The organism is Providencia sp. PROV272, assembly GCF_049901975.1.
GTDB classification, from domain to species: domain Bacteria; phylum Pseudomonadota; class Gammaproteobacteria; order Enterobacterales; family Enterobacteriaceae; genus Providencia; species Providencia stuartii.
In genome coordinates, this window is the sequence record NZ_CP096291.1 from 2,248,651 (window position 1) to 2,262,429 (window position 13,779).

15 protein-coding genes are annotated in these 13,779 nt (G+C 39.3%); 7 read left to right on the forward strand and 8 right to left on the reverse strand.

Features of this window, described 5'->3' with window-relative positions; all coding sequences use genetic code 11:
• Nucleotides 1-33: 33 nt before the first annotated feature.
• Both M1E93_RS10230 and frmR read right to left on the reverse strand, forming a co-directional pair.
• The gene (locus tag M1E93_RS10230; protein ID WP_004919779.1) at nucleotides 34-1,146 is read right to left on the reverse strand and encodes an S-(hydroxymethyl)glutathione dehydrogenase/class III alcohol dehydrogenase; all 1,113 of its coding nucleotides are present in this window, start codon (nucleotides 1,144-1,146) and stop codon (nucleotides 34-36) included.
• A gap of 15 nt (nucleotides 1,147-1,161) precedes the next feature.
• Nucleotides 1,162-1,434 carry a formaldehyde-responsive transcriptional repressor FrmR gene (gene frmR, locus M1E93_RS10235; protein ID WP_004919776.1) on the reverse strand — a complete coding sequence of 91 codons (273 nt, stop codon included), beginning with the start codon at nucleotides 1,432-1,434 and terminating at the stop codon, nucleotides 1,162-1,164.
• Between the two features lie 173 nt (nucleotides 1,435-1,607).
• Between frmR and M1E93_RS10240 the strand changes: the two genes are divergently transcribed.
• On the forward strand, nucleotides 1,608-2,381 hold the full coding sequence (locus M1E93_RS10240) for a GNAT family N-acetyltransferase (RefSeq protein WP_104873479.1): 774 nt from the start codon (nucleotides 1,608-1,610) through the stop codon (nucleotides 2,379-2,381).
• Between the two features lie 247 nt (nucleotides 2,382-2,628).
• Here M1E93_RS10240 and M1E93_RS10245 read toward each other — a convergent pair whose 3' ends face one another.
• Entirely contained in the window at nucleotides 2,629-3,546 is a 918-nt protein-coding gene (locus M1E93_RS10245) for an acyl-CoA thioester hydrolase/BAAT C-terminal domain-containing protein (RefSeq protein WP_014658348.1), read from the reverse strand.
• 742 nt (nucleotides 3,547-4,288) lie between these two features.
• Here M1E93_RS10245 and M1E93_RS10250 point away from each other — a divergent pair.
• From M1E93_RS10250 to M1E93_RS10265, 4 genes are all read left to right on the forward strand, one after another.
• On the forward strand, nucleotides 4,289-5,452 hold the full coding sequence (locus M1E93_RS10250; protein ID WP_104873478.1) for an MFS transporter: 1,164 nt from the start codon (nucleotides 4,289-4,291) through the stop codon (nucleotides 5,450-5,452).
• A gap of 266 nt (nucleotides 5,453-5,718) precedes the next feature.
• Nucleotides 5,719-5,907: an FAD-binding oxidoreductase gene (locus M1E93_RS10255; protein ID WP_014658347.1), complete on the forward strand. Its 189-nt coding sequence runs from the start codon at nucleotides 5,719-5,721 to the stop codon at nucleotides 5,905-5,907.
• A 3-nt stretch (nucleotides 5,908-5,910) separates the two neighbouring features.
• The gene (locus M1E93_RS10260) at nucleotides 5,911-6,684 is read left to right on the forward strand and encodes a GNAT family N-acetyltransferase (RefSeq protein WP_060561007.1); all 774 of its coding nucleotides are present in this window, start codon (nucleotides 5,911-5,913) and stop codon (nucleotides 6,682-6,684) included.
• 328 nt (nucleotides 6,685-7,012) lie between these two features.
• On the forward strand, nucleotides 7,013-7,573 hold the full coding sequence (locus M1E93_RS10265; RefSeq protein ID WP_053110207.1) for an adenylate kinase: 561 nt from the start codon (nucleotides 7,013-7,015) through the stop codon (nucleotides 7,571-7,573).
• Between the two features lie 68 nt (nucleotides 7,574-7,641).
• Here the strand turns inward: M1E93_RS10265 and ddlA are convergent, their stop codons facing one another.
• On the reverse strand, nucleotides 7,642-8,745 hold the full coding sequence (gene ddlA, locus M1E93_RS10270) for a D-alanine--D-alanine ligase (RefSeq protein WP_004919748.1): 1,104 nt from the start codon (nucleotides 8,743-8,745) through the stop codon (nucleotides 7,642-7,644).
• Nucleotides 8,746-8,883: 138 nt separating this feature from the next.
• Nucleotides 8,884-9,768, reverse strand: a complete 885-nt coding sequence (locus tag M1E93_RS10275; protein ID WP_014658345.1) for a LysR substrate-binding domain-containing protein — start codon at nucleotides 9,766-9,768, stop codon at nucleotides 8,884-8,886.
• A gap of 149 nt (nucleotides 9,769-9,917) precedes the next feature.
• On the opposite strand from M1E93_RS10275, the gene M1E93_RS10280 reads away from it, so the two are divergent.
• On the forward strand, nucleotides 9,918-10,532 hold the full coding sequence (locus M1E93_RS10280) for a LysE family translocator (protein WP_061064046.1): 615 nt from the start codon (nucleotides 9,918-9,920) through the stop codon (nucleotides 10,530-10,532).
• Between the two features lie 3 nt (nucleotides 10,533-10,535).
• Here M1E93_RS10280 and M1E93_RS10285 read toward each other — a convergent pair whose 3' ends face one another.
• From M1E93_RS10285 to leuE, 3 genes are all read right to left on the reverse strand, one after another.
• Complete coding sequence (locus M1E93_RS10285) at nucleotides 10,536-11,006, reverse strand: NUDIX hydrolase (protein WP_014658343.1); 471 nt, start codon at nucleotides 11,004-11,006, stop codon at nucleotides 10,536-10,538.
• A 1-nt stretch (nucleotide 11,007) separates the two neighbouring features.
• On the reverse strand, nucleotides 11,008-11,400 hold the full coding sequence (locus tag M1E93_RS10290) for a cytidine deaminase family protein (RefSeq protein ID WP_014658342.1): 393 nt from the start codon (nucleotides 11,398-11,400) through the stop codon (nucleotides 11,008-11,010).
• A gap of 268 nt (nucleotides 11,401-11,668) precedes the next feature.
• Nucleotides 11,669-12,310, reverse strand: coding sequence for a leucine efflux protein LeuE (gene leuE, locus M1E93_RS10295; protein WP_036940216.1), 642 nt, complete (start codon nucleotides 12,308-12,310; stop codon nucleotides 11,669-11,671).
• A gap of 412 nt (nucleotides 12,311-12,722) precedes the next feature.
• Between leuE and M1E93_RS10300 the strand changes: the two genes are divergently transcribed.
• On the forward strand, nucleotides 12,723-13,562 hold the full coding sequence (locus M1E93_RS10300) for an AraC family transcriptional regulator (RefSeq protein WP_004919737.1): 840 nt from the start codon (nucleotides 12,723-12,725) through the stop codon (nucleotides 13,560-13,562).
• Nucleotides 13,563-13,779 lie beyond the last annotated feature (217 nt).

Here is a 13,779-nt window from a genome sequence, read left to right on the forward strand (position 1 = left end):
AAGATAAGCCCGACATCTCGGGCTTGCGGACAATTAATCGTAATGGATCACTGTACGAATGGATTTACCTTCATGCATTAAGTCAAAGGCTTCATTAATCTTTTCCAGAGGCAGTGTATGAGTCACGAAAGGCGCTAACTCAATATCCCCTTTCATGGCATCTTCGACCATTCCTGGAAGTTGGCTGCGACCTTTTACACCGCCAAATGCCGTTCCTCGCCATGAACGCCCTGTTACCAGTTGGAACGGACGCGTCGAGATTTCTTGTCCTGCACCTGCAACACCAATGATAATGGATTGACCCCAACCACGATGCGCACTCTCTAGCGCAGCTCTCATCACATTAACATTACCAATACATTCAAAGGTATGATCAACACCCCATTCTGTCATTTCAATAAGGACTTGCTGAATCGGCTTATCAAAATCGTTAGGGTTCAAACAATCTGTCGCACCAAATTGGCGCGCTAACTCAAATTTTGCAGGATTAGTATCAATTGCAATAATACGCCCTGCTTTTGCTTGCCTTGCTCCTTGGATAACGGCAAGGCCAATACCCCCTAGGCCAAACACTGCAACAGAATCGCCTTCTTGAACTTTAGCTGTATTATGTACCGCGCCGATCCCCGTTGTGACTCCGCAACCCAATAGACATACCTCTTGGTGATTGGCTTCTGGATTAATTTTCGCTAATGACACCTCTGCAACCACGGTATATTCACTGAAAGTAGAGCATCCCATATAATGGTAGAGCGGTTGGCCATTATAAGAAAAGCGGGTTGTACCATCTGGCATAACACCTTTACCTTGTGTTGCGCGAACGGATACACACAAGTTTGTTTTACCTGATTGACAAAATACACATTCGCCACACTCTGCCGTATATAAAGGGATCACGTGATCACCTGGTTTTACACTTGTGACACCTTCCCCGACCTCAACCACGACACCTGCCCCTTCATGGCCTAACACAACAGGAAATAAGCCTTCAGGATCATCCCCTGATAAGGTAAATGCGTCAGTATGACAAACACCGGTATGACTAATTTTTACTAATACTTCTCCCGCCTTAGGTGGCATCACATCAATTTCAACAATTTTCAGTGGTTCCCCAGGCCCAAATGCGACCGCTGCACGTGATTTCATATTGATTCCTTATTTTTAACGCAGGTATGTTCGAATAAGAGAAATAGCGTCATCAACTGACTCTTTTTGGCTCTGCGTAGTTGCAGACTCCTGTAATCCTTCTCGTAGATGGCTCTCTAAAACCCCCGCCATCAACCCATTGACCGCTCCTCTAATTGCCGCAATTTGCTGCAACACAGCACTGCACTCCACTTCATCTTCTAGAGCCGATTCCAGTGCCAGCAGTTGTCCTTTTAATTTCCTGACCCGAGTCAGAACCGCTTTTTTTTCTTTTGGTGAATGTGGCATCGTTAGTCATCCATCATATACATAGGGGGAGTATAGTATTTTTCAGATCCACTGTACAGAATAGCAAAATTATAGGTCTAAAAATGCGCTATTGGTGAGGCACGCTATTAAGGAAAATCCGCTTCTTGTAGACTGGCTTTTAGGATAATAAGACTGATAAATGAGATAATTGAATGAAAAATAATGAGCTGTGTTTTTATCAACAAGAGCGTCATTTCTGGTCAGGAATTTGCAAAAATACCGTAAGCATCAGTGATACAGCTATCGCATATTTCTCTGAACTTCCTATTCCCGCCTTTAGTTTTATCTACTTACACTCCGGCGCATCAATCGCTGATTTTAAAGCAGGCAGTGCACTGTTTTTTGAACAAAAAAAACCTTATGTCCTTGTCGTACATGAAAAAGTGTTGCCACAGCTCGCGCCAATTATGACTAAGAACCAGTATGAAAGTGATGGGGAAACAACGGCAATGGTACTAACCTCATCAAAGATGGTGGATCATACTGACTGTTTACTACCTGAAGGCTATAGGATTGCCTTAAGTAATGAACAGCTGACTGAATGGGCACAGCCATTAATTACCGCGTTTGCAGCCCCTGACAGTGAGGATGATCCAACAGTCATCAACGAATATATCCGTTATCACCAAAGAGCCTTACAGCGAAAGGGGCAACTTCTACACTATGTATTATTTCATGGCAATACCCCTGTCAGTGCGTTAACTCTAACCTTAAACGGTAGCATGGCTCGCCTAGACGATATCGGTACAGATACACAATATCAGCGTCAAGGGTTGGCAACCTTATTGATTAAACATGCTTTAAAAACCTGCACGCAAAATGGGGTCGAACGTTGTTTTCTTGAGGCATCAAGCGATGGGTTATCTATCTACAAAAAATTAGGGTTTACCCCCCTTTTTCGTTACCACAGCTTTATTGTTGAATAGTGGATTGATGGCTACTCATTCCTACATCAACCATTTTTAATCATTATTTAAAACAAGGTTTCTATGTTTTTTATCTGTAAAAAGAGCAACTGCCATGGTTTCAATGCCACTAAAAAATAAAAATAGTGAAAACTGTATTAGATTGGCGGTGTTTATTTTGCAAACGCCTAACAGACTATCTTGATTAGCGTATTGATAATGAACCTCCTCCCCGGAAGGTTTTTTGGAGGAGGCGTTAAAACAGTAGTTAGTTTATGGTTTGATACCACTCGTTAATATCTTTCACAATCAATTCTGTTTGTGACTTTCCTTCTTGATCGAGGAAAAAGTGATCTAACCCCTGATATGTTTTAAACGATACCTGTGGATTATTAATTTTCCCCATCATTCGCACAACACTATGGGGATCTACATTGATATCATCCATTGTTTGAATCACTAAGTGAGGTGTTTTTATCGATTGAAGCAGTTTTTGGTTATTCACTGTTAGCATTTCACGCCACCACTTTTCCCCATGTTCACTCGGAAATTGGTTATCATCTAATTTATTTTGTATTACAGATTTAGCGAATTGTTTAAAACCTTCAATAGATTGCGCGACTTCTTCATTAGGCAATGTTTTTTCAATATTATAAATAACATCGTTAATAAAAAACTGACCGCCACCATTCAATGAGATGGAGGCTTGGATCATATCCGTGTTAGAAACAATTAAATTTGTCACTACCGCCCCTTCACTTCCTCCAAGCAAAATAATATGTTGATAATGGTTTTTTAAATGCCCAATTAAAAATAAATAATTCTCTGCTCTTTCTAATGGAGAATCATTTTTCATATAATCAACAGGACAATTTTCGACTAATGCTCCATCCTCATTTTTTCCAACTTGGCTATCTAATCCCGTTTTTTCAACCAGTAAAATATCATTATTAGGAAATGCCGCGCCAAAATTTTTTATCATCTTAGTGTTATTAATAACACTTTTGCAATCAGAGCCTTGGATCAACACTAATACGTTTTTTGCTGTTTTATCGCTTTGCTTTATTATGTAGTAATGTATCTCTTTCCCTTGTTTATCCTGAATTTTTTGTAACTCAGGACCCTTTTCTGCATGAGCCGTGAGTGTAAAAGCCACTAATAATAAAATAACAGAGCCTATTTTCATTTTTTACCGTATTTATAATCATAAAATATAACGACATGATTATAGACATCAGAGTGCGCTAAACATGGACTAAAAATGCTGTCTTCTGAATAAAGTTCAACTAAATAAAATTAGGTAAAAGCATAATGAAATTTAATATTTCATTATGCTGAGAAAACGCTAATGTATAAAGGTATGCTGAATATTGCATACTCGTTATCATATATTATTATTTTATTTTGTTGACTAAATTCTGTTGTCAGCACTTGGGACTTTTGCATTCTGATATTCTATTGTGAAACAATTTTCGTGGCACGGCTGCAAGTGGTCGTGACCTATTTTTTCTAAAAACACGCCTTAACGCTGAATGATCAACTTGTATTGTATCTAACAGTAATCGAACACATTAATTGATTAATCTTGTTTAACTAGGCGCTATTAATACCTAATATACTTCCCTAAGTCATAAATTTAATACATATAACCACAATGCCATACTGATTATCTCTATCTCATTCGAGATACCGTGCTATTTTTCAAAATCAATATAGCTAAGTATAGATAATATTTTTTTGGTTTCGCATGAGAACCCTATCATATTGATCCTTTAACCTTTATTATTATATAGACTGACAAATGGGCCATCGCACTGATAAGAAGAAATGGACAGAAAAGGGAAATACGCCACCCGATATTAGATGATCCACTTTTAGATACTCTTCATCATAGATAATTTAATAACTAAACTAAATATATTGATAAAATGACTCTATCTCCTGAATTATTAGAAACAACACCGACTACGCCACCAGCCAAAAAAGAGCAAGTGGCAACACGGATTATCTTTTTTATTGCAGGTTTTGCGACCGCTTCATGGGCAGCAATTGTCCCTTTTGTCAAAGCCAATACGGGCGCAAATGACGCCACACTTGGATTATTACTTCTCTGCTTTGGTGTCGGTGCGCTGGTCGCGATGCCTTTAACCGGGGCTATTGCTGCAAAATTTGGCTGTCGTAAACTAATGGTGGCCTCGACCATCGCCTTTTGCTTGCTACTCCCTTTACTCCCTGCAATATCACATATCGGTATATTGATTGTTGGCTTATTGCTTTTTGGTGTCGGTATTGGGCTAACAGATTGTGCCATGAACATACAAGCAGTGATTGTAGACAAAGCTTCTGAGAAGCCCATCATATCGGGTTTTCATGGTTACTATAGTGTAGGTGGAATTGTAGGGGCTGGTGCTATGAGTGCCATTTTATTAATGGGTACACCACCAATTGCTGCTGCAATTATTATTTCATTGGTTTCGTTACTGTTGCTGTCTATCAGCTTCAAAGGTTTTTTAAGTTATGCCAATGCACCAACCGGCCCTCTTATCGCGATACCCAAAGGTATTGTTCTGGTCATTGGTATTATTTGCTTTGCTATTTTCCTCGCGGAAGGTACGGTACTAGATTGGAGTGCCGTATTTTTAATCGAGCACCACGGTCTAGAAGAATCCCTTGGTGGATTGGGCTTTGCAGCCTTCGCCACAACAATGACAATTGGCCGTTTAACTGGAGATAAAATAGTAATGCGTGTCGGCTCTGCGCGGGTGGTGTTCTGGGGCGCTCTTTTAGCCTGTATAGGCTTTATGATCGCGGTATTATCACCTTACTTATCCATCGCAATTATAGGTTATGCGCTGGTTGGTGCTGGCTGTTCTAATATTGTACCTGTGATGTTTTCATCGATAGGTAAGCAAAATACGATGCCTGAAGCGTTAGCTGTTCCTGCTGTATCCACACTGGGTTATCTTGGTATTTTAGCAGGCCCCGCCGCCATTGGTTTTGTTGCCTTTCAGTTTACATTAGCGACCGCTCTACTCACGATCGCCGCATTATTAGTCATTATTGCGTTTGTCTCTAAATTGGTGAGAGTCTAAAGCTGACAATTAAATAAGATTTTCACCTTAAAACGCCCTGACTAACCCAATAATTAAACATGCACCTTAATCTCTATTAAGGTGCTTATACAAAATCATTCTATCCGATGATTTCAATCTAATTATGTTGTACCGAGGATTACATCGATGAGCGCCCCGAGCATAGTGCAGTGAATATCGCACAAAATGCGCTATCCGTTATTCAAAATTCATTTATAGGTACAAATAGATTACGCTTAGAAAATGCTTTCATAGGAATGCGACCTATGCCACAGGATGAGATGCCAATTGTCGGTAAAGTTGCTGATTTCAGTGGTTTATATATTATTAGTATGCACGCTGCTATCACACTTGCACCATTAATTTGCCATTTGGCACAAGATGAAATAATACATGGCATAGAGCAGACAGCACTTAGCCCCTATCGATTAACACGCTTTGCGTCAGGTAACTGAAACATGAATATTCCGCTCTACTACTTAAGGCATTATCAGTCCATCGAAAAAACATTTTGGACATCGATTTGTGAGCACAGTATCCAGATCGAACAACATACTATATGTTACCTTACCCCTCTAAACTCGCCTGTATTTAACTTTATTTATCTTCAACCTGAATCATCGATTCAAGCATTTAAGCAGGCTCATCACCTTTTTGTTGCACAAAAGAAAAATCATACACTGGTTGTTCCTGAAGAAATGCAACAAGATATTGTCAATGAGGCACTCGCCTTAGGCTACAAACGTGACAGCGTCACAACAGCAATGGCATTATCACTTGATAAACAACTCCCTGTAGAACTGCCTGAAAATCAAGTGGATATTGTGTTTGCGAACCATGACCTTTCATTGTGGGCTAAGCCTTTAGTCTCTGCGTTTTATATTTCGGATGAACACGATAAGGTTGTCAATGAATATGTCCGCTATCATGAAGATGCTTTATTGCAAGGTGCGCCACAATTTCATCTTGTCCTCTTAGTCGCTGGAGAGCCAGCAACATCGATGACCGTCACTATTGAAGGTAGCCTTGCACGTTTTGATGATATTGGTACGGAGCCAACACACCAAGGGAAAGGCTACGCGACACAATTAATCGCTTATGCGTTAGCATTTTGTCATCAACAAGGTGTTGAACACTGCTTCCTTGATGCCTCAGAAGCCGGTTTCGACCTATACAAAAAGTTCGGATTTGAACCTTTATTCCGTTATATTAACTATGTCTGGTGCAAGTAATTTATTAGGCTGGCAATTAGCCCCTACGGCAGCAAAAGTACTAGTAACATCACGCATAGTTTGATCTCTTATCGCAATAAACAAGGTGTGGGTGTCGTTATCACCATGCACCTTGTGAGTCTCTTACGTTAAAACCAATGCCGCTTTTCTTGAACCATAAGTTGGTACTGCTTATGTTTTGCCTGAATAGTGACATCAAGACATTGAGCATTTTTTGTTTGATCAAATAGAATAATTCACTGATAAGCTTCGTTTTCCAGAACGCTTTTGTGCAACTTTACCCTTCAGTAAACCTGAACGGCATATCTACCATAAAATGATTTAACTCATGAAAATTAATGTTATTGGCTGTAGTGGCAGTGGTAAAAGCACCTTTGCCCGGCAATTAGCGTCACTTTACGCTGTTCCATATATAGAAATGGATGCTCTTCATTGGCAAAAAAATTGGCAACCCGCAACCGATGAGCAATTGTATAAGAAATTATCGCAAGCCCTGCAAAATGCACCAAACGGCTGGGTACTTGATGGTAACTATACCCGGACACAACCCATTAAATGGAAAGAGGTTGAGCTGGTGATTTGGCTTGATTACTCATTCTTACGGACGCTTTATCAATCGGTGCGTCGAGTGTTCTCACGGATCAGAAGCAAACAAGAGCTTTGGCCGGATACAGGGAATTATGAGTCGTGGAAAAATGTCTTTTTTAGTCGTGATTCCATCCTAATATGGATGATAACGACCTATCACAAAAGTAAATGGCCTAGGATAGCCAGTATGGCGGATAAACAGTATCAACATATACGTTTTATTCGATTAACGACGCCAAAAGAAACCCAGTTATTCTTAACGCACCTGCAAAAAAATGTTGCGCAGCATCACCGAGATTAAGGCATAAACTAACCGATGTTTTATTAGCGTGACATCGCACGCTAATAAAATACCGCGATATTAGTCAATTAATTAACATCACACGCTGTTTTTAAAGCAATGGTTTGTTGATATTTTTCAATGCCTAGTTCAATAAGGCGGCTGATCAACGCTTGATATGTCATTCCGCCCTGTTGCCACAATTTAGGGTACATACTGATATTCGTAAACCCTGGTAGTGTATTAATTTCATTGATAATAACGTGATTATCTTCGGTCAAGAAAACATCAACGCGAGACATACCACTGCAATTGAGTGCACGATAAGCCTGTAATGCAATTTCCCGTATTTTATCACTCACTTCAACATCTAAATCCGCTGGTGCTACCACAGACGCACCATTTTCATCGATATATTTGGTGTGATAAGCGTAGAAACTATCATGTAGAACAATTTCGCCACATGGACTTGCCAATGGCTGTTCGTTCCCTAATACCGCACATTCTATCTCACGGCCTTTCACTGCACTTTCGATCAAGACTTTCATATCGAACAAGAAAGCGAAATCCAATGCTGCCTTAAACTCAGACTCATTAGTCACTTTACTGATCCCAACAGAAGAGCCTTGGTTAGCCGGTTTAATAAATAATGGGAGGCCTAATTGTTTAACAACCGCTTCATAGTTGGCTTCAGTGCGATCCGACGCTGTCAGCGTAATAAAAGGTGCAACATGTAGCCCCGCATCGCGTAGTAATCGCTTAGTGATATCTTTATCCATACAGGCTGAAGAGCCTAAAACACCTGGGCCAACAAAAGGTAAATTAGCCATACGCAATAACCCTTGCAAAGAGCCGTCTTCACCCAAATTACCGTGCACAATGGGGAAAATAACATCAATTTGAGGGAGTGGCTGAGCATCTTCAAGGGAAATAAATTGCTGGGTTGTTTTACCAGGGATAATAGCGATACTGCGTTTTGGCGTACTTAGTGCAATACGAGCGGGATCATTTGCATGGATTAAAAAATCAGCTTCATCATATTCATGCCAATGCCCCTGTTTGTTAATGCCGATTAAGCATACATCAAATCTATCGCGATCAAGACCATTAATGATGTTCTTCGCTGACTGCAATGACACTTCATGCTCTGTTGATTTACCACCAAAAATGACACCTACCCGTAATTTACTCATTACTCACTCCACTTAATAAACCGACAAACCCAAGTCTGGAAATATAACACGCTATAAAATAGTTATGTGACAAAATCTTTATTTATTACATGGTTTTGCTGAAAGAATAAACAATTCGAGCGTAAAGTAAAATCTGTGCTACTCCTTTTGGGTTAGTGTATAGCTTTCTTGAAGGCAATCTTTTAGCCACTCAATAAATAGGTGCAAAGCACTTCCGACAACAGGTGGCTTGGGCGCCAACAAATAATAAGCTGAACCATCTTCGATAAAACCATAAGGCGCGGTTAATTGACCTGATTGCAACTCATCTTCAACCATTAAAAATGAAGCAATCGCAACCCCTTGACCAGAAATGGCCGCCTGAATGCAAAGGTAAAAATGTTCATATGAAACCTGTCGATTACCTTGCTGACTATTGCCCATCTGCTGTTGCCATTGCTCCCAAACAGAGGGACGAGAAGCTGGATACAGTAACGCAATGTCGCTGGAGCCATCGTGCCAATGTAAATCGGGCCGCTGCACTAACCCCATCCTTTCACGACACACTTCTTCAGCATAAATATGGCTATTCCACTTAAAATCATTACGCCTAAAAGCAAGATCAACACCTGCTTTAGTGAAATCAATAGGCCCTCCTGCCGCAATCAAATGCACCGTAATATGAGGAAATTGCTGATAAAATTGCGTTAATCGAGGAATAAGCCATTTCATAGCGATAGTGGGTTCACAAGAAATACTCACCACATTACTATCAACGACACTGCCAAGCTCTGCTAATGTCTTATCCAATTGAGCAAAGATTTCACTCGTTGTTTGATATAGCTTTTTGCCTGCCAACGTTAAAAAAACCGCTCGGTTACGCCGCTCAAATAATGCAATACCAATCTGTTCTTCAAGCAAACGTATTTGGCGACTGATAGCACTATGCGTGACATGGAGTTCATCCGCCGCTTTAACAAAGCTGCCATGACGCGCGGCGGCATCAAAGAAACGTAATGAGGATAATGGTGGTAATTTCATCATATAGGTAACAAAAACTGACAGATTTACGTCAGCATAAATCGCTTTTTAACTAAATACAATCTATTGATAATACAGTTAATTAATAAACAAGATGATTTATATCAGCAATTTTTAATATCAGTTTTTATTACCTATTAAGGACAGTTAACATGAATGAACTTATTGCTATGGCAGCCATGACTATTTTAGCGGTAATTAGTCCAGGTCCCGACTTTGCCATGGTGACACGTAGTAGTTATGCTTATGGCACAAAAATTGGGTTGCTTGCAGCATTAGGTATAGCCTTTGGGGTGCAGGTTCATGTTTTTTATACTGTATTCGGTGTAACACTGCTTATCATGAACTCACCGACGCTTTTTACTATTGTGAAATTATTTGGTGTGGGATATTTAATTTATATTGGATTTAGCTCATTTACCAATAAACAAAAAATCAATACAGAAACCGGTGAAACACCTAAACCTACAAGATTTGCTGCCTTTAAAATGGGCTTTTTAACTAATGCATTAAATCCCAAAACCATGCTATTTGTCGTTTCTGTATATACGCAAGTGCTCCAAAATTCTCACTCATTAATGCTTAATTTGAGTTATGGGTTTTTTATCTCTTTTGTTCATTGGCTATGGTTCAGTTTGATCGCGTTATTCTTCGCAGCGCCCGTCATACGCAACCAAGTTCTCAATTACCAATTCGTGGTGGATAAAATAATTGGTCTGTTATTAATGGTGCTCGGTGTTTCATTGTTGTTTTTAAATATAAAATAAATTTTATTTCAACAAGTTAGTTTCATTTACCATGCTTGCCAATTGCAGTAGATCATGTGGGATATTGAGATTGGCTAGCTCTTCAAAAGGCACCCAACAAAATGCAGGATCAGGCGTTTTATCTGGCGATACAAGCTCACATAAATACACCATATCAATATGCCAATGATCCCCTTTTTCTTTATCAGTTATAAACTCTTTTAAGATGGCTAAAGGCATGGGCAAAGCAGTGACTTTTTCACAACCCGTTACCTTGGTTGCTGTTGGATAGGCGCAATCAATCACGCGGCAATCTAACCCTGTTTCTTCCCGTACTTCACGCATTACCGCATCTTGAGGCTCTTCATTATCTTCTAAATGCCCTCCCGGTGGGAGCCAACACCCTAATTTGCGATGCTTATGTAATAAAAACTCCCCTTTTTGATTACGCAACAATGCCGTTGCCGTGAAATGTTTATCCTCTTGCGTCATCATTCTATTGTTCTCTATTTTGTGTGGCTTTCCAATCATAAGGCATCAATTGCTCTAAGGTGACTTGAGTTTCATTATCGACCCCAACGAGCGTCTGCTTATTTTTATTGGATAATTGACTAACTAATTCTCGACAACGCCCACAAGGCGGTACAACATTTCCAGCGGAATCAACGGCAACCATCGACTTAATGACCGACTTTCCTGCTTTGAGTAATTCAGCAACAGCGCCATGCTCTGCACAAAAACCCAGAGAGCACGCCGTATCAATGCTAATACCTGTATAAATTTCACCATCTTCCGCTTCTAGCGCGGCAGCAACATAACCACATTCAATATAATCATTGATAATAGATGGCTTTGCATAACGGCTGGCAATTTTGACTAAATGCTTCATCAGGTATACATCCTTTTCTCACAGAATAATTTTAATTTTATTATGTCGTTTATCTATGTTGGAAGCCAAACGTGCTCTTTCACCGTTCCATTAGCCAGACTATTTCTGAACACATTTGTACCGCAATAATTCCACTCCAAATCACATGATACTGAAATTCAGAGCACAATTTTGGACGACGGGTTGTATTAGAGACTTGAGAATTGTTTCGAGATTACAGTGATAAAAAAGCCGGCTCATGGCCGGCATCATCATATACCCCTAAAAACTAGGCGGCTAACGCTAATTTAGCCCCAAACATTAAGAAGATAGCACCAATGCAGCTATTAGATAATTTAGACAGTTTTTTGTTATGTTTTACCATGTTAGTAACAGCAACAGCACCAAAAATCAGCATTGATAGATAAATCATACTGCATGCTTCAAGAATGCTGCCTAAAATAAAAAACGGTATGCCTGCATTAGGATAAGCAGGATCAATAAACTGAATAAAAAATGACACATAAAAAATGATCATTTTAGGATTAAGCAAACTTAAAAACACCGCTTTTTGGTATGTTCCTTTCGCTGCTAATACTATTGCATCCACATCCCCAACCGGCTCTTTTTTATGAAAGACGCTATACAGCGTTTTTATTCCTAAATAAACTAAATAGGTAGCGCCAACATACTTAATTACACTAAAAAAGATAGGTGATGTTTTAACCAGTGAAGCAACCCCTAAAAACGATAAAAAAATCAGTATCGCGTCACCCGTAAATACGCCTAGCGCGGCTTTATAACCATTTTTAATGCCATACTTTGCACTACTCGTTAACACAAACAAAGAATTTGGGCCTGGCACCAATGTAATAAAAATTACACCGATTAAATACGTCCATAAATTTGTGATACCAAGATTTTCAAGCATAAGGAACCCGCTAACTTAATAAAAGTTATAACAAAAAATAAACATATTCAGTTAATATTGACTATGATACACGGGGTTATCTTACTATAAAAGATATCACTACGCGCAAATAAAAATATGGGCAAATATGCCATGCATAGACCAAAAACTAGGTTGAATAATCTAAAAATATTGAATTTCATGAACCAATAATTCACAAAATAAACTAAAAATAGAATCGTATTGACACTAACATTTGTCTTGGGTTTTTATTCCGTAATATTAAGAATTATTGAAATAATAACCCAAAATAGGTCATTGGGTAGTGATAGTGAAAATAATTAAGATTAAGGGTATAAATAGCATACGTTTAATGCAATATAACTGTGTGTTTATATTCCGTTTTTATCATGGGTAAAGAGTAGGTATTGGGATGGAAAGTGCCAATTATTTTCATTTGCGAGAACTGGGTGGCTTAGAAATGATAGAAGCCCAGTACCATCAACAAAAATTTTCCCGCCATAGCCATGAAGGCTTTTGTATTGGTGTGATTGAAGATGGTGCTCAGCAATTTTTTCGTACTGGTGAAAACCATTATGCACCTAAAGGCGACATTATTGTGGTGAATGCGGATGAAATCCATACAGGCTCTTCTGCTGTAGCTGGCGGCTGGGCCTATAAAGCTATTTATCCTACCCCTGAAATGTTTCAACGCTTAACCTTAGATTTAAAAACGGATAACTACGGAGTGATCCCTTGGTTCCCTAACGCAGTGATCCAAGATCCCGGTTTAGCAGCTCAGTTAAATTTACTATTTAATTTATTATTACAACCCAATAACACCTTATTCAAAGAGACCTTATTACTCTCATCAATGAGCTGGCTTATTTTGAAATACAACAAAAGCCGAGTACAACCCAATGATATTCCCCCTGCAAAACAACGTATGCAGGATATTTGTGACCTAATCATGAGCACCGCAGAGCAGGATCATTCCCTAAGTGAGTTAGCAGCAATTGCTGGGGTAAGTCAGTGGCATTTTCTACGTCAGTTTAAATTACATACAGGCACAACCCCCCATACATTTTTGATCCAAGCAAGATTATACAAAGCTAAAAAATTGCTATTACAAGGGGAGAAACCTGCTGATGTTTCAAACCAGTGTGGTTTTTCTGATCAGAGCCATTTCACACGGCATTTTAAGAAATCCATTGGGGTCACACCTAGCCAATATACGCGGCATATTACCAGTGGCGGCATTCATTTATGCTAGCCCTTATTTCCGTTATCGGCTGAATAACCGCTTTTATTATTGCTTAAAAGATAGCTGGGGATATTGCGTGCAAATTGTCCACATTGTGTAAATTAAAGGCTAGTTATTTACTTTTATGCCATGGCATTGGTGATAATACACTCATATCAAGAGCAATTTTATTCTATCAGCCATCTCAACTCGACAGTATGATAAAAATAACGAAGCAAAAAAGGTA

Coding starts and splice junctions, on each gene's coding strand:
- M1E93_RS10275 (WP_014658345.1), bottom strand. CDS start 9,768: ATGATGAAATTACCACCATTATCCTCATTACGTTTCTTTGATGCCGCC.
- M1E93_RS10290 (WP_014658342.1), bottom strand. CDS start 11,400: ATGAAGCATTTAGTCAAAATTGCCAGCCGTTATGCAAAGCCATCTATT.
- ddlA (WP_004919748.1), bottom strand. CDS start 8,745: ATGAGTAAATTACGGGTAGGTGTCATTTTTGGTGGTAAATCAACAGAG.
- M1E93_RS10240 (WP_104873479.1), top strand. CDS start 1,608: ATGAAAAATAATGAGCTGTGTTTTTATCAACAAGAGCGTCATTTCTGG.
- M1E93_RS10300 (WP_004919737.1), top strand. CDS start 12,723: ATGGAAAGTGCCAATTATTTTCATTTGCGAGAACTGGGTGGCTTAGAA.
- M1E93_RS10255 (WP_014658347.1), top strand. CDS start 5,719: ATGCCACAGGATGAGATGCCAATTGTCGGTAAAGTTGCTGATTTCAGT.
- M1E93_RS10245 (WP_014658348.1), bottom strand. CDS start 3,546: ATGAAAATAGGCTCTGTTATTTTATTATTAGTGGCTTTTACACTCACG.
- M1E93_RS10230 (WP_004919779.1), bottom strand. CDS start 1,146: ATGAAATCACGTGCAGCGGTCGCATTTGGGCCTGGGGAACCACTGAAA.
- M1E93_RS10250 (WP_104873478.1), top strand. CDS start 4,289: ATGACTCTATCTCCTGAATTATTAGAAACAACACCGACTACGCCACCA.
- M1E93_RS10280 (WP_061064046.1), top strand. CDS start 9,918: ATGAATGAACTTATTGCTATGGCAGCCATGACTATTTTAGCGGTAATT.
- M1E93_RS10285 (WP_014658343.1), bottom strand. CDS start 11,006: ATGATGACGCAAGAGGATAAACATTTCACGGCAACGGCATTGTTGCGT.
- leuE (WP_036940216.1), bottom strand. CDS start 12,310: ATGCTTGAAAATCTTGGTATCACAAATTTATGGACGTATTTAATCGGT.
- M1E93_RS10260 (WP_060561007.1), top strand. CDS start 5,911: ATGAATATTCCGCTCTACTACTTAAGGCATTATCAGTCCATCGAAAAA.
- M1E93_RS10265 (WP_053110207.1), top strand. CDS start 7,013: ATGAAAATTAATGTTATTGGCTGTAGTGGCAGTGGTAAAAGCACCTTT.
- frmR (WP_004919776.1), bottom strand. CDS start 1,434: ATGCCACATTCACCAAAAGAAAAAAAAGCGGTTCTGACTCGGGTCAGG.